16 protein-coding genes and 1 pseudogene are annotated in these 19,198 nt (G+C 53.2%); 3 read left to right on the forward strand and 14 right to left on the reverse strand.

Annotated features, from left to right (window positions below):
- Positions 1-17: 17 nt before the first annotated feature.
- The 3 genes and pseudogenes from HH215_RS09700 to ftsY form a co-directional block, all read right to left on the reverse strand.
- A pseudogene (locus tag HH215_RS09700) lies at positions 18-1,342 on the reverse strand (5'-deoxyadenosine deaminase).
- Between the two features lie 36 nt (positions 1,343-1,378).
- The gene (locus HH215_RS09705) at positions 1,379-2,986 is read right to left on the reverse strand and encodes a PucR family transcriptional regulator (RefSeq protein WP_169279719.1); all 1,608 of its coding nucleotides are present in this window, start codon (positions 2,984-2,986) and stop codon (positions 1,379-1,381) included.
- A 431-nt stretch (positions 2,987-3,417) separates the two neighbouring features.
- A complete protein-coding gene (gene ftsY / locus HH215_RS09710) occupies positions 3,418-4,425 on the reverse strand; it encodes a signal recognition particle-docking protein FtsY (protein WP_169279720.1) in 1,008 nt (335 codons plus the stop codon).
- 107 nt (positions 4,426-4,532) lie between these two features.
- On the opposite strand from ftsY, the gene HH215_RS09715 reads away from it, so the two are divergent.
- Positions 4,533-4,832: a hypothetical protein gene (locus HH215_RS09715; protein ID WP_169279721.1), complete on the forward strand. Its 300-nt coding sequence runs from the start codon at positions 4,533-4,535 to the stop codon at positions 4,830-4,832.
- Here HH215_RS09715 and smc read toward each other — a convergent pair.
- From smc to HH215_RS09770, 11 genes are all read right to left on the reverse strand, one after another.
- On the reverse strand, positions 4,829-8,398 hold the full coding sequence (gene smc, locus HH215_RS09720) for a chromosome segregation protein SMC (protein ID WP_169279722.1): 3,570 nt from the start codon (positions 8,396-8,398) through the stop codon (positions 4,829-4,831). The genes HH215_RS09715 and smc overlap by 4 nt on opposite strands.
- 30 nt (positions 8,399-8,428) lie before the next feature.
- Positions 8,429-9,130: a ribonuclease III gene (rnc, locus tag HH215_RS09725; RefSeq protein WP_169279723.1), complete on the reverse strand. Its 702-nt coding sequence runs from the start codon at positions 9,128-9,130 to the stop codon at positions 8,429-8,431.
- A 111-nt stretch (positions 9,131-9,241) separates the two neighbouring features.
- On the reverse strand, positions 9,242-10,480 hold the full coding sequence (gene fabF, locus HH215_RS09730) for a beta-ketoacyl-ACP synthase II (protein ID WP_169279724.1): 1,239 nt from the start codon (positions 10,478-10,480) through the stop codon (positions 9,242-9,244).
- Between the two features lie 102 nt (positions 10,481-10,582).
- A complete protein-coding gene (gene acpP / locus HH215_RS09735; protein WP_115990925.1) occupies positions 10,583-10,816 on the reverse strand; it encodes an acyl carrier protein in 234 nt (77 codons plus the stop codon).
- A gap of 50 nt (positions 10,817-10,866) precedes the next feature.
- The gene (fabG, locus tag HH215_RS09740) at positions 10,867-11,619 is read right to left on the reverse strand and encodes a 3-oxoacyl-[acyl-carrier-protein] reductase (protein ID WP_169279725.1); all 753 of its coding nucleotides are present in this window, start codon (positions 11,617-11,619) and stop codon (positions 10,867-10,869) included.
- Between the two features lie 40 nt (positions 11,620-11,659).
- Positions 11,660-12,586 (reverse strand): ACP S-malonyltransferase, encoded by a 927-nt coding sequence (gene fabD / locus HH215_RS09745; RefSeq protein ID WP_169279726.1) that lies wholly within the window; start codon positions 12,584-12,586, stop codon positions 11,660-11,662.
- 18 nt (positions 12,587-12,604) lie between these two features.
- Positions 12,605-13,591, reverse strand: coding sequence for a beta-ketoacyl-ACP synthase III (locus tag HH215_RS09750; protein WP_169279727.1), 987 nt, complete (start codon positions 13,589-13,591; stop codon positions 12,605-12,607).
- A gap of 9 nt (positions 13,592-13,600) precedes the next feature.
- Complete coding sequence (gene plsX / locus HH215_RS09755; RefSeq protein ID WP_169279728.1) at positions 13,601-14,590, reverse strand: phosphate acyltransferase PlsX; 990 nt, start codon at positions 14,588-14,590, stop codon at positions 13,601-13,603.
- Positions 14,591-14,668: 78 nt separating this feature from the next.
- Positions 14,669-15,244 (reverse strand): transcription factor FapR, encoded by a 576-nt coding sequence (gene fapR, locus HH215_RS09760; protein ID WP_169279729.1) that lies wholly within the window; start codon positions 15,242-15,244, stop codon positions 14,669-14,671.
- A gap of 204 nt (positions 15,245-15,448) precedes the next feature.
- A complete protein-coding gene (rpmF, locus tag HH215_RS09765; protein WP_115990919.1) occupies positions 15,449-15,622 on the reverse strand; it encodes a 50S ribosomal protein L32 in 174 nt (57 codons plus the stop codon).
- Positions 15,623-15,674: 52 nt separating this feature from the next.
- A complete protein-coding gene (locus HH215_RS09770; protein ID WP_169279730.1) occupies positions 15,675-16,193 on the reverse strand; it encodes a YceD family protein in 519 nt (172 codons plus the stop codon).
- A 265-nt stretch (positions 16,194-16,458) separates the two neighbouring features.
- Here HH215_RS09770 and HH215_RS09775 point away from each other — a divergent pair, with 265 nt between their 5' ends.
- Both HH215_RS09775 and HH215_RS09780 read left to right on the forward strand, forming a co-directional pair.
- The gene (locus HH215_RS09775; RefSeq protein WP_169279731.1) at positions 16,459-17,694 is read left to right on the forward strand and encodes a nucleotidyltransferase; all 1,236 of its coding nucleotides are present in this window, start codon (positions 16,459-16,461) and stop codon (positions 17,692-17,694) included.
- Between the two features lie 267 nt (positions 17,695-17,961).
- Positions 17,962-19,191, forward strand: coding sequence for a hypothetical protein (locus HH215_RS09780; protein WP_169279732.1), 1,230 nt, complete (start codon positions 17,962-17,964; stop codon positions 19,189-19,191).
- The last annotated feature ends 7 nt before the right edge of the window (positions 19,192-19,198 follow it).

Genomic DNA, 19,198 nt, shown 5'->3' on the forward strand with positions numbered 1-19,198 from the left:
CGTCCCGTCCTCCATTTCTACCCGATTCTGCTTAACAGCCCTTTTAATGCTCGATTCGATTCGCTAAGGACGGCTCTCCTGTCGATCGTCCTCACGATTTTCCCCTGCATGACGATCTTACCGTCGATAAGTACCGTATCCACATCGCCGCGAGTAGCGGCATAGACGACTCTGGAAAATAAATCGGCGTCATAAGAAGGGTAGACGTGGAAATCTTCTAAATCGAGCAGTTGCATATCTGCTAATTTCCCCACTTCGATGCTCCCGATCTCCTTCTCCATCCCGAGCACTTCCGCCCCGCCCATCGTTGCCATACGCAGTACCGTCTTTGCGTCCATAACCGTCGGACCGTGCTGGATTTTCTGAATAAACGCGGTCAACCGCATCTCTTGGAACATATCCAAGTTGTTATTGCACGGCGCCCCGTCCGCTCCTAGCCCACGGGAATTCCTTCTTTAAGCAATTCCGGAATCTGCGCGATACCGGATGCTAACTTCATATTAGAGCCCGGACAGTGGGTTACTTTTACGCCGCGATCGCGGATGATCGCCTTCTCCTCATCGTTCAGCCAAATACTGTGGGCCAAAATCAAATTCGGTTTCGCAAGACCGATGTGATCGAGATATACGACATTGCGCATCCCGCGCTCCGCCTCGACCAAGGCGATTTCATCCAAATTCTCGGACGCGTGCGTATGGACCTTCACCTTGTAATGTTCCGACAGATCCCTTACCCCGATAAGCAACTCCTCCGTGCAGGAAACGACGAAGCGCGGGCAGAAGGCGTATTGGATTCGACCGTTGGCAGCTCCATGCCATCGCTCCAGCAAATCCACGCTTTGTTGCAGCGATGATTCCGTATTTTCTTGCAACGCAAGAGGAACTTCGGTACCGTGATCCATCATCACTTTGCCGGAGAGAGCCCTCATTCCGCTTTCCTCGATGGCTCTGAAAGCGGCATCCGTCCCTCTTACCGTCTCCATATCGAGAATCGTCGTCGTGCCGCTGCGGATCAGCTCTCCTAACCCGAGCAATGCCGAGTAGTAAACCGAATCTTCGTCGTGCGCGGCTTCCAGCGGCCATATTTTAAGTCGCAACCAATCAATCAACGCCAAATCGTCGGCTCGACCGCGGAATAACGTTTGGCATAGGTGAATATGGGTTTGAACGAAACCGGGGAGCAGCACCTTCCATCCGGCATCGATCACGACGTCGGCTTTCACCGTCAAATTCTCGCCGATTGCCGTAATCAAATTGTTCGAGATAACGACGTCGCCTTTAATGATTTCATTCCCGGCGTTCATGGTCATAATGATGGCATTGCGAATATGTTTGATCGTCATGGAGCCGCCTCCTCAGAATTGCAAACCTTGTTTCCTTTACCGTATGCGTTCCGAAGCGGAGTTCTCCCGATTGAGAAGCCTCCTGAACAAGAAAGCCAACTTCAACCTCAGCAGATCGTCGATACTCTTGAAATCCACGTCGAGCAATTCGCCGAGCTTCTCGATTCGATACGTCGCCGTATTCCGGTGAATGAACAGCCTCTTAGCCGTTTCGTTTAATTGCCCGTCGTTGTCCAAATAAGTTTCAAGAGTCCTCAGCATTTCCTGCACGTATTCCGGATCTCTTCCCAACAGCCCGCCTAACCAACGAGCGCAATAGGTTTTCATTTTTTCCTTGGGTACCGATTCGAAAATAAACGCCATGTCCAGCGTTTCGAATTTGAGCAACTTGTCGTTCATTCCCCAGTCCTTGGCCAACCGATGGGTTTCCCTGCATTCGTCGAAGGCTTCGAACAGCTGCTCGAGCTTCTTTTTCCTGCTGCTGATCGACACGGTCGGCACTTCCGCCCGGTCGGCTTTCCCCGAGAAGCACGAATCAAGAGCCGAGATCAAGCTTTCTCCGCCATCTTCCGTTCGTTCGGGAAATAAGGAAACGACCCCTTCGTCTACGACGAAATGAATCCCCTTTAGTTCCTGTAACCGCGCATGGCTTAAATATTCCTTCTTTAAACACTCCAGTTTTTCCGCGCGAACTTCGGATTGCAAGGTTAAAGGGAAATCCGTCAACACGCAGCGGTACGGTTGTTTGAACAAATCGATCTCCCAGCGTTGCTCGTATTCGATAACGGACTCGATCGGGAGCCCGTGCTTGAGATGCCGCTTGATAACAATCCCGAAATCCTTCTGAACGGAATGCTCGAAGTAATCCTCGTAATTAAAGTTCAGATGGTAAGACAACAGCTCGGCGGCTTGCAGATAGAGACTCTCTTCTATCGGCGACAGGAACAAGCGGGTACTGAAAAACAACGCATAACCCGTCCACAGTTCCTGTTTCATCAGAGGGACCTGATAAGCTTGCCAGTCGCTGCGTTTAATCCATTTAGGGTACTTGATCGTCGGTTGCTGACCTGTTAACAGCGCATCTTCGGACAAGTCCGACGAGTTATAGACCAATTGGCCTCTGGAACCGATAACGGCAACCGGGTCTCCGATAATATCGGTCACAGCCGCGAACAGCCGGTGAATCGGCTCGGATTGAAGCGCAAACCTCATTAAGCGGATTTGTTTGTTTAATACATCTTGCAATATGCCCGTGTTTCGTTTCATTTCGGCTTGAAAAAGCCCATTCATCTGGTCCGAGAACGTAAACGCGTAAGGCAGCTCGATAAGCGGAAAACCCAGGTCGTTCGCCTGCTCGATCAACGCATCCGGCACGCAGTTCCAGAATCTGCCCAGCTTAATGCCAAGTCCGACGGATCCGCAGTCGTTAAGCCTGCGCATTAGACGCATCGCATCCTCCGGATCGTCTTTGAGAAGATACGCCGTAGATAGCAGCATTTCGCCTTCTTTGATCCAATCCGTAATATCGGGCGCATCCATGACGTTTACGGATTTTACGATTCGATTGATACCCGAATGCCCTGCTATAAGCTTCCCTTCCGAAAGAGGATATACCGACAAAGCCTGCTCAACTGTCAAATACATGTCCGTCCCCCCTTTAAGAAGTCGTTCAGAAAGTCATCTATTGATCGCGACGCGAAGCAAGAAACGGGTTCGATATCGAATGCTGGCTGAAAACCTGACTTATTTGTACACTCGCTTTAAGAAGTAAAGGTCAATGCTCAATGAGTTCAACGATGCGATATTTAATGTGATTTGTATGTAAATATATATAACATTTTAGAGGTATAATTGTTCCTTTGCAATAAGTATGTAACGTATTGGTTAGAGATAAAGGATTAAATTTTCTTTATTATTGGTGATTCTAGTTATTAATAATGTTTTTTACAAGCAATAAGTCATATCTTTGTTATTTTATATAACATAAGATGATGAATTTAGTTAGACTATACGATCCGCAAAAAAGCCACCATGCTCGGCAAATTCCCAAGTAAGGTGGCTCGTTCCATTTTTATTCAATTACTCGAAGGTTCCCCTTCGGCATCCTCGTTAACCGCCAAATCCGCGAACAAGGCATGCACGAATTGGTCCGCGTCGAACTGTTGCAAATCGTCCATTTTTTCGCCAAGTCCGACGAACTTGACCGGCAGCGACAGCTCGTTTCGGATTGCGATGACGATTCCGCCTTTTGCAGTGCCGTCTAGCTTAGTCAATACTAACCCTGTGACTCCGCTTTTCTCTCCGAATAGCTTCGCCTGCTGAAGCGCGTTCTGTCCCGTCGTTGCGTCAAGCACAAGCAACGTCTCATGGGGAGCTCCGGGAATTTCGCGCTGAATGACGCGATGAATCTTCGCCAACTCTTCCATCAAATTGGATTTGTTCTGGAGACGGCCGGCCGTGTCGCAGATGAGCACGTCGACATTTTGCCTTTTCGCCGCTTGAACCGCATCGAACATAACCGCCGCCGGATCGGAGCCCGACTGTTGTTTGATAACGTCTACGCCAACTCTGCCGCCCCACACTTCCAGTTGCTCGATCGCGCCCGCGCGGAACGTGTCTCCCGCAGCCAAAAGCACCTTCTTGCCTTGCTGCTTATATCGCCAAGCGAGCTTTCCGATCGTCGTCGTTTTGCCGACGCCGTTGACTCCGACGAACAAGATAACCGTTATCCCGTTCGGATTTTCCTTGATCCCGACTTCTTCCTCCGAGCCTTGCAGCATTGCGATAAGCTTCTCGGACAAAATCGGCTGAAGCTCCGACGGCTGCTCGATCTTGCGTTTTTTCACTTCATCGCGAAGCTCGTCGATCAATCCCATGACCGTATTCACGCCGACGTCGGCTCCGATCAGGATTTCCTCCAGCTCTTCGAAAAACTCTTCGTCTATTTTCTTGCGGCGCGTGAACAGTTCAGCCACTTTGCCGACGAAAGCATCGCGAGTTTTCGCCAACCCGTCGCGAAACTTACTCGTTACCGCTTCGGTTTTCGACGCGATGCTTTCTTTAAGCCTCTTGAAAAAACTCATGCCCGTTTCCTCCAACCTATTGCTATTCCAACAAACGACACTTCGCAAAAATAACGGTGCTTTTCACCGCTATTCCTCTCTTTGAGCCCATTCTGGAGCAAATAACGGTGTTTTCCACCGCTATTCCTCACCACGAGCCCATTCTGGAGCAAATAACGGTGTTTTCCACCGCTATTTCTCACCACAAGCTCACTCTGGAGCAAATAACGGTGTTTTCCACCGCTATTCCTCACAATGAGCCCATTCTGGAGCAATTAACGGTGTTTTCCACCACTATTCCTCACCACGAGCCCATTCTGGAGCAAATAACGGTGTTTTCCACCGCTATTCCTCACAATGAGCCCATTCTGGAGCAATTAACGGTGTTTTCTACCGTTATTCTTCTCCACGAACCACCCGTCGCTTAAGCTGTAGCAGTCATCTCTTCAGTGTCTTCAAGCCGCACGGAGACGAGCTTGGATACGCCGCCTTCTTCCATCGTAACCCCGTACAGCACGTCCGCTTCCTCCATCGTTCCCTTACGGTGGGTAACGACGATGAATTGCGTGGAATCGGAAAACTCGCGCATGTATTGAGCATAACGAGCCACGTTAGCTTCATCCAATGCCGCTTCTACTTCATCAAGCACGCAGAACGGTACCGGCTTAACGTTAAGGATCGCGAACAACAGCGCGATGGCCGTCAGCGCTCTCTCTCCCCCGGACAACAGTTGAAGGTTCGTTAGCTTCTTGCCCGGAGGCTGGGCGACGATATCGATCCCGGTATCGAGCGGTCGATCCGGCTCTACCAGAATAAGATCCGCTCGTCCTCCGCCGAACATACGGGAGAATACGACGACGAAATGCTTGCGTATCTCCTCGAACGTCGTGCGGAAACGCTTCGACATCTCGTCGTCCATCTCGCGAATGATGCCGTGCAGCTTCGTCTTCGCCTCGATCAGGTCATTCTCCTGCTCGGACAAGAAGTGGAAACGCTCGTAAACGCGTTTGTACTCCTCTATCGCTCCTAAGTTCACGTCTCCGAGCGAAGATATTTTCCGTTTCATGTCGCGGACTTCGTTCTGCGTACTAACGATGTCTTCCGGAACCGGATACCGCTCCTTCGCAAGCTCGAAGCCGATCTCGTATTCCTCGGTCAACTTCCGCAACAGGTTGTCGAGCTCGACATCCATTCGGTTGACCGCGATCTCCGCTTGACGCAAACCTTCTTCGACGGTTCTCAGCTTAGCCCGCTGATCCTTCGTCTCGCCTTCTTTAAGTTCCAGTTCCCGTTGCTTCTCCGCGCGGTCCGCGCGTTTGAACTCGAGATTTTCTGTGAATTGCTTCTTCTGGATCCGAAGCTCGTTCAATCGTTCCCTATGCTCAACGGACTCTTCCAACGTACGCGCCGATTCCGCTTCATTGTGTTCAAGAGACTCTTTGAGCTGTTTTCTCTCCGCCGTTAAGCGCGATATTTCGGCTCTCTGACGGTTGGACTGCTCATCCAAGGCGCTGCGAGATTGTTCAATCCGAGCGATAGACACTTTCAGCTCGGTCAGCATCGCCTGAAGCTCTTCCTTCGCGGATGCGCTCTTGCGCCGCAGCTCCTCGGCCTCTTGAATCCGGCTTTGGATGCGTTTCTCCTCTTCGGTAAGGGCGGCGAGCCTTGCTTCGGCTTCTTCCTTGCTGGAATTCAGCCCTCCCGCTTCCGCGTCGAAAGCCGCTTTCTCGCTTTGCAGCTCCGCCTTCTGTTCCTCTAACAGCTTCTCGTCCTGCAGCAATTGGGTTAACTCCCCCGCCGCTTGCTGCTCGTTTAGCCTCTCTTGCTCCCCGGCGTTTCGAAGCTGCTCTATGTTCTGTCCGACTTGGGCCAGCTCTTTCTTCAAGTCATCGGCTTCCGCTTTCGAGCGTTCTCTCGCCGTTTCCGCTTCCTTGATCTCGCGCTCCAGCTCTTCCAGCTGGCGCTGTCGCCCGAGCAAGCTGGAGGATTTCTTCTGCAGGCTACCGCCCGTCATCGAACCTCCGGCATTAACGATGTCTCCGTCGCGCGTGACGACGCGGAACCGGTACTGCAACCTTGAAGCGATCCGGTTCGCAAGTTCCAAGTTCTCTGCGATAAGCACGTTGCCGAGCATGCTGCTCACGATCGCCGAATATTTCGGTTCGGAGCCGACAAGCTCTGCTGCGATACCGATGAAACCTTCGGCCTGTTCAAGCGTGCGACGATCGCTATCCGACATATTTCTGGCTCGAATGACGTCTAGTGGCAAGAACGTCGCGCGGCCCGATTGTCTTTGCTTCAAGTATGCGATCGCGGTCCGCGAGCTTTTCTCGTCTTCCATGACGATATGCTGCAAAGCCGCTCCTAATGCGGTTTCGATCGCGACTTCCAAATGCCCCGGCACGCTGATCAACTCGGCTACGGCACCGTGCACGCCATGGAGAGAACCGCGTTTCGAGGCTTTAAGCACTTCGCGAACGCCGTGCTGGAAGCCGTCGTAATCGTTCTGCAGCTCTTTAATCGTGTCCCTACGGGATACAAGGGCTTCCTTCTTCTGTTCGAACCGGCGCACCGCCGCTTGCGATTCCTCGAGTTTGCGCTGCACCTCGCCCGATCTAGCCCCTTCCGCGACGTAACGGTCGCGTACTTCGGTCAGCGCGCGGGTAACTGCGGCAACCCGCTCTTCAAGCAATGCGCGCTTGGCTTGCAGCCCGTCCATTTGCTCGCGCCACTTCGTTTCCTCTTCGGCGATCCGGGCCACGCGCCGTTCCAACACTTCGCGTTGGCCTTCGCCGTAACGGATGTCGTTACGCGCCTGAGCCATCGCGTTTAACGTATCGAACAGATCGGCTTTCAGCCGCTCCTCGACTTCCGTGCTCCCGTCCGCCAGAGCTAATCTATCCTCTTCGTCCGCCAGCTTAGCGGACAATTCCACCAACTCCGACTCCAATTGGGCACGCTTGGTTTTTAGTACCGCCTCTTCCGCGGTCGCTTGCTCGAACCGCTCTTCCGCCGAAGCGAGAGACTGCCGCAATCCTTCGCGCGTCCGTTCCAAATGCCCGCTACGCTCGTTAAGCAATTCCACGTAACCTTCGGATTTCTCGGTTTCTTCGCTGCAACGAAGCAGTTCATCCTGAAGTCTCTCGAGATGCTCTTCCAATTGGACGAGCGTTTGCCGTTCTTCTTCCAAGATCGCATCGTGCTTGCTGACGAACGTCGATAATCCAAGCTGCTCGTCGCGAAGAGCCGTCAGTTTCTCGTTCGTTTGCGTCCAATTCGTATGAACGCCTTCAATCTGATGAACGTATAGCGCGATTTCTTTGTTTTTCAATTCGTCTTTTAACGTTTTGTACAATTCGGCTTTCTCGGACTGCTCCTTCAGAGGCTCGATCTGACCTTTAAGCTCGCTGACAAGATCGTGAATCCGAATCAGGTTGTTCTCGGTATCTTCGAGCTTCTTCTGAGCTTCCTTTTTCCGACTCTTGTACTTTACGATTCCGGAAGCCTCTTCAAATATTCCTCTGCGATCCTCGGAACGCGTACTCAAAATCTCTTCGATGCGGCCTTGTCCGATAATCGAATAGGCTTCCCTGCCGATCCCCGTGTCCATGAACAGTTCCGTAATGTCCTTCAGACGGCAAGGCTGCTTGTTGATTAAATATTCGCTGTCTCCGTTCCGATGAACCCTGCGGGTAACCGTAACCTCGCTGAAGTCCAAGGGCAACGCCTTGTCCATATTGTCAAGCGTCAAAGATACCTCGCCGAAGTTAACCGCTTTACGGGTATCGCTTCCGGCAAAAATAACATCCTGCATGTTGCCGCCGCGAAGCGATTTCGCGCTTTGTTCGCCGAGTACCCAGCGGATGCCGTCCGAGATGTTGCTTTTACCGCTGCCGTTCGGTCCGACGACCGCCGTAATGCCGCGTACGAATTCCAACTCGGTGCGATCCGCGAACGACTTAAACCCAGCCAGCTCGATTCTTTTCAAAAACATAAGGATAATTACTCCTCTCGAGTCAATCGGTTACCCGGGATACTGTTTCGCAAACGCGGTAAGCGCTTGAGAGGCGGCTTGCTGCTCCGCTTCTTTCTTCGAACGCCCGATCCCCTTGCCTAAACGCTGCTTGCCGATGGACACGACGGAGACGAATTCCCGATCGTGCGCGGGGCCTCGTTCTTCTATGATCCGGTAATCCAGAGCGCCCATAGACAACTGTTGAACCTTCTCTTGAAGCTCCGTTTTATAGTCTTTCAGCGGAGCTTGACCGTCGCGAGATAACTGAGAGAAAAGATGACGCTCCAGAAAATCCCGAACGGCATCCAACCCTTGATCCAAATAAAGCGCGCCCAAGAAAGCTTCGAACGCGTCCGCGAGCAAGGAAGGCCGAGTCCGGCCTCCCGTTTGCTCCTCCCCTTTGCCGAGCAGCACGACCTGCCCGAATTCGAGCGCCTCGGCAAAACGGACAAGCGATGGTTCGCAGACGATACTCGCCCGCAAACGGGTCATTTCCCCTTCCGGAGAATCCGGGTAGAGGCGATACAAATATTCGGATACCGTCAACTGAAGTACGGCGTCCCCGAGAAATTCCAACCGCTCGTTATCCGCGATTCGCGCTCCTCGTTGTTCATTCACGTAAGAAGTATGCGTGAACGCTTGCTTTAACAGCCCGGAATTGCGAAATTTAAGATTTACGCGTTCCTGCAGTTGCTGAAAACCTTCCTTCACGATCCTTCACCTCATCTGCACCACATAAACAATCGACGCAGGCAGCATTTGCCGCCTGCGTCGACGTTCACGCGCTTATTAGGTTTCGTATGATTGGCCTAATATCGTTCATTAAGCTTCGTATTTACGCATGATGATCGTTGCGTTATGGCCGCCGAATCCGAAGGAGTTCGACAAGGCCACTTTCACATCCGCCTCACGCGGTTTATTCGGTACGTAATCCAAATCAAGCTCCGGATCTTGGTTATCGAGATTGGCCGTCGGAGGGATAACCCCGTTCTTCAACGTCAATCCGAGAATAACCGCCTCGACGCCGCCGGCCGCGCCGAGCAAATGTCCTGTCATCGACTTGGTCGAACTAACCGCAAGCTTATAAGCATAATCTCCGAAAGTGCTTTTGATTGCGGTCGTTTCGGATTTGTCGCCGATGCCCGTCGAAGTTCCGTGAGCATTGATATATTGGATTTCTTCCGGAGCGATTCCGGCGTCTTTAATCGCTTTCTTCATGCAACGAGCCGCTCCGTCCGGATCCGGATCGGTCATGTGATGGGCGTCTCCGCTCATTCCGTAACCGATGATCTCGGCGTAGATATGCGCGCCTCTTGCCTTAGCGTGCTCAAGAGACTCTAGAATAAGAACTCCCGCGCCTTCGCCCATAACGAACCCGTCGCGATCGACGTCAAACGGACGGCTTGCTTTCTCGGGCTCTTCGTTGCGCGTGCTCATCGCTCTCATCGCGCAGAAACCCGCCATGCCGATCGGACGAATCGTTGCTTCCGCTCCGCCGCAGATCATAACGTCCGCGTCTCCGCGTTGGATCATTTTGAAGCTATCGCCGATAGAGTGCGTTCCGGTAGCGCAAGCCGATACGGCCGCGGAGTTCGGACCTTTGGCGCCCGTGCTCATCGAAACTTGGCCGCTGGCCATGTTCGCGATCATCATCGGGATAAAGAACGGACTCACTCGACGAGGTCCCTTCTCCATCAGAATCGTATGCTGATCTTCCCATGTGCCTAAACCGCCGATTCCCGAACCTACGATTACGCCTACCCGCTCCGCATCCGCGTTTTCGCCGATGACGAGCTTCGAGTCTTCGAGAGCAAGCTTGCTGGCCGCAACGCCGAATTGCACGAAACGGTCCATCTTGCGGGATTCTTTCTTATCGATATATACGCCAGGATCGAAATCCTTGATTTCTGCGGCAATCTTCGTTGTATATTCGGTTGTATCGAATGCTTCTATTAAGCTTATGCCTGATTTGCCGTTCAACAGATTGTTCCAGAACGTGGGCAAATCGGAGCCAAGGGACGTTACCACGCCCATGCCTGTAACGACAACGCGTTGTGTCAAAACCCATTCACCTCTTCAGGGTAATTCTATCTACGCTCCCGAGTGTGAAGCGGTGCTTAAATGTGCAGAAGTCCCGTCGCGATAACGGGACCCGGTCGATCATTACGCATGAGATTGTATGTATTTAACGACTTCTCCCACGGTTGTGATCTTCTCTGCATCCTCGTCTGAAATCTCCAAGTCGAATTCGTCTTCGAGTTCCATAACGAGTTCTACCACATCGAGAGAGTCAGCGCCTAAGTCGTCTTTGAAGGATGCTTCGGCTGTTACCTCTGCCTCTTCAACACCTAGGCGTTCGATAACGATGCGTTTTACACGTTCTTGTACATCGGACATCCGGTTCACCTCCCTTAACGTATTATACGTGAATCATGGACAAAAAGCCACTACATATACATTCCGCCATCGACGTGTATCGTTTGGCCGGTCATGTAGGAAGCCGCATCCGAGGCTAGATAAACGACGGCCGACGCGATGTCCCCGGGACGGCCCATCCGACCGATCGGAATTTCGCCAAGCAATTTCTCCCTGTACTCTGCAGGAAGCTTGTCGGTCATATCCGATTCGATAAAACCCGGGGCAACGGCGTTAACCGTGATTCCCCTGGATGCCAATTCCTTGGCCGCGGACTTCGTCAGCCCGATAACGCCCGCCTTCGCCGCGACATAGTTAGCTTGACCGGCATTGCCGAGCACGCCTACGACAGACGAGATATTGATAATGCGGCCGGAACGCTGCTTCATCATCGAACGGGTTACGGCCTTTAGTCCGTTGAATACGCCCTTCAGGTTCGTCTCGATGACTTCGTCGAATTCCGATTCCTTCATTCTCATAATCAAGTTATCCCTCGTAATGCCCGCGTTATTCACGAGGATGTCCAATTTACCGAAAGATTCCAGTACCGTGGACACCATTTCGTCGAACTCCGCGGCCTTGCCGACGTTCGCTTTGATCATGATCGCCTTGCGGCCCAACGCCTCTACCGCTTTGACGGTTTCCGCGGCAGCCGCTTCGCTTCCGGAATAGTTGATCGCCACGTCCGCGCCCGCTTCCGCAAGCGCGATCGCGATCGAACGACCGATTCCTCTGGAAGCTCCGGTCACAAGCGCGCTCTTGCCGTTCAAATCCCATTTCGTCATAAATCCGGTCACCCTCCCGTACATTGTCGCTGTTTCAGCTTCATTGTGCAACTGCCGTTGCCGCCGCCGCGCTGTTGATCGAAATCACCTGCACGGATTTGTCGATCTTCTTGATCAAGCCGGCAAGCACCGTTCCGGAACCGATCTCGACGAACGTATCGACGCCTTGGCCGATCAAGAACTTGATCGTATCCTCCCATTGAACGGGAGAAACGACTTGTTGCACGAGCAATTCGCGAAGTTCATCGCCCGACGTTACCGGCTTTGCGTGAACGTTAGCGATGACGGGAACTTGCGCGGAACGAAACTCCGCTTTCGCAAGTTCTCCCGCGAGCTTGTCCGCCGCGGGTTGCATGAGCGAGGAGTGAAACGGTCCGCTGACGTCCAGCGGAATGACCCGCTTGGCACCGGCTTCTTTCCCTCTCTCGCCAACGGCGGCGACGCCTTCGGCGGAACCGGACACGACGATCTGACCGGGACAGTTCACGTTGGCAAGCTCGACGATGTCGCCGGTGGCGGTTATCGTCGAGCAAAGCGATTGCAACTGCTCGCGTTCGGCTCCCAATACGGCCGCCATTGCGCCTTGACCGCTCGGTACCGCTTGCTCCATGAATTGACCGCGCGCCCGCACTAGCCGAACGGCATCGCCGAAATCCAGTACGCCGGCCGCAACGAGAGCGCTGTATTCACCCAAAGAATGTCCGGCTACGTAATCCGGCTTCACGTTTTGCGATTTGTACGTTTCCAGCAATGCGATGCTCGTCGCCAGCAGCGCGGGCTGCGTATTCGCGGTCTGACGCAATTCGTCGTCAGGCCCTTCGAACGCTAGCTTCGATATCGGAAATCCGAGCGCGGCATCCGCCTGATCGAAGATCGCGCGCGCCTTCGCGTTACTCTCGTAAGCATCCTTTCCCATCCCGACCGCTTGCGCGCCTTGTCCGGGAAATACATATGCGATTTTACCCAAAGTGATTCCTCCTCAACCTTACCAGATCAGAACAGACGCGCCCCAGGTCAATCCGCCGCCGAATCCGACGAGCACGAGGCAGTCGCCTTCTTTGACCCTTCCTTGCTCGACTGCCTCGGCAAGAGCAAGCGGAATGGATGCGGCGGATACGTTGCCGTACTTGTCCAAATTAATCATCGCCTTATCCTCGGATAAGTCCAGTCTTTCCAGCGCGGATTGAATGATGCGAATATTCGCTTGATGAGGGATCAGAAGATCGATATCCGACTTTTCGTAACCCGCACTCGCAAGCGCTTCTTCCGCGGAGTTCCCCATGATCCTAACGGCGAACTTGAATACGTCCCGGCCGTTCATCTCGATGAAATGACGGCGATCCGCGACGGATTGCTCGGAAGAAGGCAAACGCGATCCGCCGCCGTATATCCTCAGCAGATCTCCTCCGGCTCCATCGGCTCCGAGCTTGAACGACTTGAAGCCGCGGCCTTCGGGAACTTGACCCAATACGACCGCGCCGGCGCCGTCTCCGAACAGGATCGAAGTATTGCGATCCGAGTAATCCGTAATTCTGGACAAGCATTCAGCCCCGACGACGAGCACGTGACGGTATAGCCCCGTCGCGATCAGGCCTGATGCGTTCGCCAGTCCGTAAATAAACCCGGAACACGCGGCCGACAGATCGAAAGCCGCGGCTTTTTTCGCGCCGAGCTTCTCTTGAAGCAAACAAGCGGTCGACGGAAAGAACATATCGGGCGTGATCGTTGCAACGACGATCAGATCGATTTCCTCCGCCGTAATCCCCGCGGCTTTAATAGCTTGAAGCGATGCTTCGTAAGCCAAATCCGACGTCGCTTGTTCCGGGGCCGCGATTCTCCGTTCCCGTATGCCGGTGCGGGTGACGATCCATTCATCGTTCGTTTCGACCATTTGTTCCAACTCTTGATTCGTTAAGCGGCGCTCCGGAACGTATTTACCCGTTCCTAGGATGCCGACGGAAATTCCATTCATGCGCCTCTCTCACTTTCCGCTGATTTCATCGGCTAGCGCCGAGATTAGCCCGTTGCCGATTGCCGTACGGGTTTGCCGGATCGCGGTCTTCATCGCTTTGGCATCCGAAGAACCGTGCCCTTTGACGACCAATCCGTTAACGCCAAGCAACGGCGCGCCGTTGTATTCGTTATAATCCATTCTATCCCTGACCCGGCGGAAGCTCGGTTTAAGCGCGGCGGCGGCCAATTTGGAAGTGAAAGACGAAGTCAGTTCCTCGCGCAATAACTTGAAGATCGTCGACGCCGCGCCTTCCAGCGACTTCAGCATAATATTGCCCGAGAAACCGTCGCATATAATGACATCGCACTTCCCGTCCAATACGTCGCGAGCTTCGATATTTCCGACGAAATTAATCGGAGCCTCTTCAAGCATTCCGAAAGCGAGCTTCGTCAGTTCGTTGCCTTTCGCCGCTTCGGTTCCTACGTTAAGCAAACCAACGCGAGGTTTATGGATGCCATGCACCTTACTGCGATATACGCTCCCCATCAGCGCGTACTGCAGCAGATGCTCGGGTTTCGCGTCCATGTTAGCCCCCATGTCGAGAGCTAGAACGCCAACATTGTCCAAAGTCGGGAAAATCGCCGCCAATCCCGGACGTTCGATGCCTTTCAGCCTGCCAACGACCAACAAGCCTACAGTCATCAACGCTCCCGTATTCCCCGCCGAAATCATCGCATCCGCAAGACCATCCTTGACGAGTCTGCCGGCCACGACCATGGAGGAATTCGTTTTGCGACGGACCGCTTTGACCGGCTCATCGTCATTCGCGATGATTTCCATTGCGCTTTCGATAGATATATTCCGAGGAGCCCCTTGACCTAGCAACGGCTGAAGCACTTCCGGATTGCCGACCAAGATCAAATGCGTATCCGGCCATTCGGCAGCCGCTGAAAGTGCGCTCTCGACTTGTGCATGGGGCGCATGGTCGCCGCCCATTGCATCAATAGCAATCCGCATGAGATACACTCCTTTTGTGACTTTGTTCAATAGATGGCTGCCAGGCGATAAAACCCGGCTTTTCTTCGAACACGCGCGTTATGATTTCGATTCTCCCGCTGATCTATAAATAATGAAGTTCCCTTGAAACACCATTTCTTCGCCAACGTATGTAAACACTTCAACCTTCGCTTTCCCTTTTTGCTCGCCGCTCGTTCTAACGTATGCTTTAGCGATGCATTTCTCCCCCAACCGGGCGGGACGAATGAACCGGATATCCGCGGATGCCGTCAAAGCGATTTCATCGTTGATGACCGCGACTGCCAGAGAATTCGCTTGGGCGAACACGTGATGTCCCCGTGCGATACCCGAACGGGAGAAGACGTGCTCGTCGTTGATCTCGAATAAGGAAATCCCGCTTTTGTCCAATTGCAAATCCAGGATGTCGCCGATAACCTCGTGCAAAGGCAAAGACCGAACGGAGTCGTACGACCGCTCCGCCATCAGCTTTAGCCTTTCCCGCAATTCCGGAATGGCAAGCTCCAGCCGATCCAAACGAATCGTCTGTATGCTGACTTTTAATTGACGAGTCAGTTCCCGGTCGGTGAGAAACGGATTCTCGTCCAATAGCTTGCTAAGCTGTTGATGACGCTGACGTTTAGGAAGCCGTTCCATACTCACCACCGCTTTCTGTAGAAAAGTAAGTCAAAAGGTCAACCTTTGATTACGAGTACCATTTTTGTTGATAGCCTTTAATACCTGGTGCCAAAAAAGTTTAAAGAAAAACGCGCCGGCATGCAACGAACGCAAGTAACGCCATCGTCAGCCGCAATGCGGTCGAATGCGCTTCCCCGTCGTGAATCCAGACGCGTCTAAGCTTTATTGCTTGATGATTTCGCGTGATTTGTACGTACCGCAAACTTTACATACGCGGTGCGAAATTTTCAATTCTCCACATTGCTCGCATTTCACCATACCAGGAACTACCAACTTAAAGTGCGTCCGGCGTTTGTGTTTGCGGGCTTTCGATGTCTTCGCAAAAGGGACTGCCATTGCTGCCACCTCCTTATCAGGTCCGAATAACGTCGCGACTCGGGGCCGAACCTTATTCTTTCTGAGATTTAAACCAATCCTGAAGCGCAGCCATACGGGGATCTATCTTCTCCGTATTGCAACCGCACGATTGTTCGTTCAGGTTCATCCCGCATTCCGGGCACAATCCTTTGCAATCTTCGCTGCATAGGGGCGCGTACGGTAGCTGGACTACGAGTTCTTCCGCCAAATAAGGAGAAAGATCGATCCGCTCTTCCGTTACCGGTACGGCTTCATCATCTTCACTTAAATCGGCTTCTCCGTCCTCGACGATCCGAAATTGCTCCTCGAAAGGAACAGCGATGGTTTCGTCGAATTTGTCCAAGCAGCGCGAGCACTGCATGCGAACGTCGCAGGAGAGTTGACCCGACACGAGAATTCGATCGTCGGCGGCTTTCGCCACTAAGTCGAATTTCATCGGGGCGAGCGGGTTGTATTCCGAGTTATCCCGGAACAATTCCGCCATGTCGAGAGTTCCCTGTAGCTCAATCGGCTGCTGCCGAGCCACAAGCTCTTGTACTTTTAGCAACAATGATATCACTCCAAACAAACAAAAATTATTATATCGAGATTCGGTGTCCTTTGTCAACAATAACAGTGCGTTTCCGATCAATCTTCTCTTCCCGGCGCTTCGCGTGTTATATTGTGGCAAAAGAAATCATCCAAGTTAAACGGCTTCGCCGTCTTCGAGACGGCGGTACACGTTTATATCGAGCGATCAGATGAGTATAAAGACATAAAATTTATACTTTCTGATCGTTCAAGTTAAACGGCGATGCCGTTGTAAGGAGACGGACATGTCAACGGTCGGCGTCATTGTAGAGTATAACCCATTACACAACGGACATCTCTATCATTTGCAGCAATCTAAGAAATTAACGGGTTCCGAAAATGTCGTTGCGGTCATGAGCGGCCATTTCCTGCAGCGCGGCGAACCGGCGATGGCCGACAAATGGGCTCGGGCGGAGATGGCGCTAAGAGCGGGGTGCGATCTCGTTCTAGAGTTGCCGGTCGCCTATAGCTCCCAGCCCGCGCAGTGGTTCGCTTACGGCGCGGTCTCTATTCTAGAAGCGACCGGGGTCGTCGATTCGATCTGCTTCGGCAGCGAAAGCGGAGACCTGGCATCGTTGCAAAGGATGGCAGAACTCTTAACTGAAGAGCCGGCTGAATTCGTTACCCTTCTGAACTCTCAGCTCAAGGAAGGTTTGCCTTATCCATCAGCATTCACCGCTGCCGCCACCGCCTTCCTGGAGCGCCAAGGCTTGAACGAACATGCCTTCTCGCTAACGCAGCCCAATCATACGCTCGGTTTGCATTATTTAATGTCGATGCGCAAAATCGACAGCCGGATGACTCCCTATTCTCTGCGCCGGGAGAAATCAGATTACGGTCAATCCGATATTACGGACGTTCGGATTGCCAGCGCGACCGCCCTCCGCAAGCTCCTGCTTGGCGAATCAGGCACGTTAGACCAACTTACCGATTATGTGCCAAGCTCGACCTTGGACATCCTGAAACGCGAAGTAGCGGCCGGACGGGCGCCTATTCATTGGCAAAGCTTCGAACGTCAGCTCTTCCACGAGTTATTTCGCCAGGAGGAGTCGCAACTCGCTTCGTATGCCGAAGTAACCGAAGGTCTGGAGCACCGAATTAAGAACATCCTGTCGGGTTTGCCCGAACTGACCGTCTCCGCTCTGCTTCGCGAGCTGAAAACGAAAAGATATACCCATACGAAGCTGCAACGCACGTTGCTTCGCATTCTGCTCGGTCACCGCAAGGAACTGCTAAGCCCCGATAAGCTTGCCTCGGGAATAGAATATATTCGCGTTCTCGGATTTAATGAGCGCGGCCGGCGTTTGCTTCGCGATATGCGCGTCTCGGCCAGCGTACCCGTCATTACTTCTGCAGCCAAAGGGGATTGGCCTTACTTGGCTATGGATGCACGCGCCTCGGCGGTCTATTCTCTCGCTTTCCGGGAAGGGGATGCCTCCTTGGCCATGCGCGATTATACCGCCGCCCCTATTCGCCTCTAAGCTCTTCATATCGGACAAGAGGTCTAACCCCTCCCTCACGGACGTACATTTGTAGAGGTAGTTCAAAAAGTCATCTTTGGATCACGAAGCGAAGCAAGCAGCGGATTCGACATCGAATCTTGAATTCAACCGGACCTTCCGGTGCTCACGTAGGTTTTGCCTACGCTCCGCTCCTCAGCCCCTAGCTTCATCCAACCTTCTCGGTGCTGAAAACCCGACTTTTTGAACTCGCATTTGTATCGTATAGTTCAGGGAGGGGCGTTGAACATGGGTAAAGTTTCTAGGCGAAGAGGATCGGCCTTTGTTTCGCTCTTGCTTGGCGCGGCTGCGCTGTTAGTCGTAGCAGGGATCGTCCATTCGCCCGGCGAAGCTTTCAGAGCCTCCCTCTCCGGTCTCCAAATTTGGTGGCAAAACGTATTCCCCGGTTTGCTGCCTCCGCTTATGCTCGCCGAGCTGTTGGCCGCTTCCGGCATGCTTCACGGCATCGCGACGCTGGCCGAACCGCTGACTCGCGGATTATTCCGCTTGCCCGGAGCTTCCGGCTGGGCGATCGCCTTCGGTTGGTCCGCGGGAATTCCCGCTGGCGCCAAGGAAACGGCAAGACTCCGGGAGAACGGCATGATCCACGAAGACGACGTCGATACGGTATTACTCGTATCTCACTTGCCTAATCCTTTCCTGATCGTGCTCGTCATCGGCTGCGGATTTCTACAATCGCCCGAACTCGGTTGGGCTATCGCAATAGGATTGTGGTTATCCGCCATCCTCTCCGGTTTCGTATGGTCGCGCATCGCGAAAGCGCGCAAACCCAAAGTTCCGAGAATCCCGCTAAATCACTCCCGCGCGCTCCTGCAAAGAGCGTTAAGAGCCGCTGCCGATGCGCGGAAAGAAGACGGCAGGCCTTTGGGCAAGCTATTGCCGGATTCCGTAACGAATGCCGTCGGAACCTTGATGACGGTAGGCGGATTGATGATGATGAGCGCCGTCGTCGTCCGGTTGATCCAACTGTTTGCCCCCGGGAACGACCTGTGGCTCTCGATCCCGGGAATTTACGAGATGCACTTAGGCGCATACGAAAGCAGCCGTTCGGCGTTGTTCTCGTCCGCTCCCGCGCAAGCCGCCGCCCTTATCGCCGCCGCGTTGGCTTGGAGCGGCTGGAGCGGCCTGCTGCAGGCTCGAGCCGCTTTCGGGCTTGAAACGCCATTTCCTTGGTTGAAGATTATCGCCAGCCGCCTGCTCCACTGCGCTTTGGCACTGGTAGTGGTCTACCCTCTGGCGATAGCGGCGCTATCCGAACCCGTTAAGCAATTTATCGTCGGCATCTGGCCTCTTCGTCCGACAACGATGGAAGTTTGGGCGGCGGAAGGCGGGATTCCTAACGCTTGGAACCATCTTTCCGTCAATCTCACGATAGCGCTGGCTAGCTTCGGAGTGTTCATAATACTCGCCCTGTTAGCGGCGCTGATCAGACCGAAAACGCCGGATAAGCGTAAATAAAAAGGGA

The sequence above is a fragment of the Cohnella herbarum genome, from assembly GCF_012849095.1.
Taxonomy (GTDB): Bacteria; Bacillota; Bacilli; order Paenibacillales; family Paenibacillaceae; genus Cohnella; species Cohnella herbarum.

Bases quoted from the DNA above. Each gene is read 5' to 3' on its own strand.
- HH215_RS09705 (WP_169279719.1), bottom strand. From the start codon at position 2,986: ATGTATTTGACAGTTGAGCAGGCTTTGTCGGTATATCCTCTTTCGGAA.
- ftsY (WP_169279720.1), bottom strand. From the start codon at position 4,425: ATGAGTTTTTTCAAGAGGCTTAAAGAAAGCATCGCGTCGAAAACCGAA.
- smc (WP_169279722.1), bottom strand. From the start codon at position 8,398: ATGTTTTTGAAAAGAATCGAGCTGGCTGGGTTTAAGTCGTTCGCGGAT.
- acpP (WP_115990925.1), bottom strand. From the start codon at position 10,816: ATGTCCGATGTACAAGAACGTGTAAAACGCATCGTTATCGAACGCCTA.
- fabG (WP_169279725.1), bottom strand. From the start codon at position 11,619: ATGACGAAATGGGATTTGAACGGCAAGAGCGCGCTTGTGACCGGAGCT.
- HH215_RS09750 (WP_169279727.1), bottom strand. From the start codon at position 13,591: ATGAATGGAATTTCCGTCGGCATCCTAGGAACGGGTAAATACGTTCCG.
- plsX (WP_169279728.1), bottom strand. From the start codon at position 14,590: ATGCGGATTGCTATTGATGCAATGGGCGGCGACCATGCGCCCCATGCA.
- fapR (WP_169279729.1), bottom strand. From the start codon at position 15,244: ATGGAACGGCTTCCTAAACGTCAGCGTCATCAACAGCTTAGCAAGCTA.
- rpmF (WP_115990919.1), bottom strand. From the start codon at position 15,622: ATGGCAGTCCCTTTTGCGAAGACATCGAAAGCCCGCAAACACAAACGC.
- HH215_RS09775 (WP_169279731.1), top strand. From the start codon at position 16,459: ATGTCAACGGTCGGCGTCATTGTAGAGTATAACCCATTACACAACGGA.
- HH215_RS09780 (WP_169279732.1), top strand. From the start codon at position 17,962: ATGGGTAAAGTTTCTAGGCGAAGAGGATCGGCCTTTGTTTCGCTCTTG.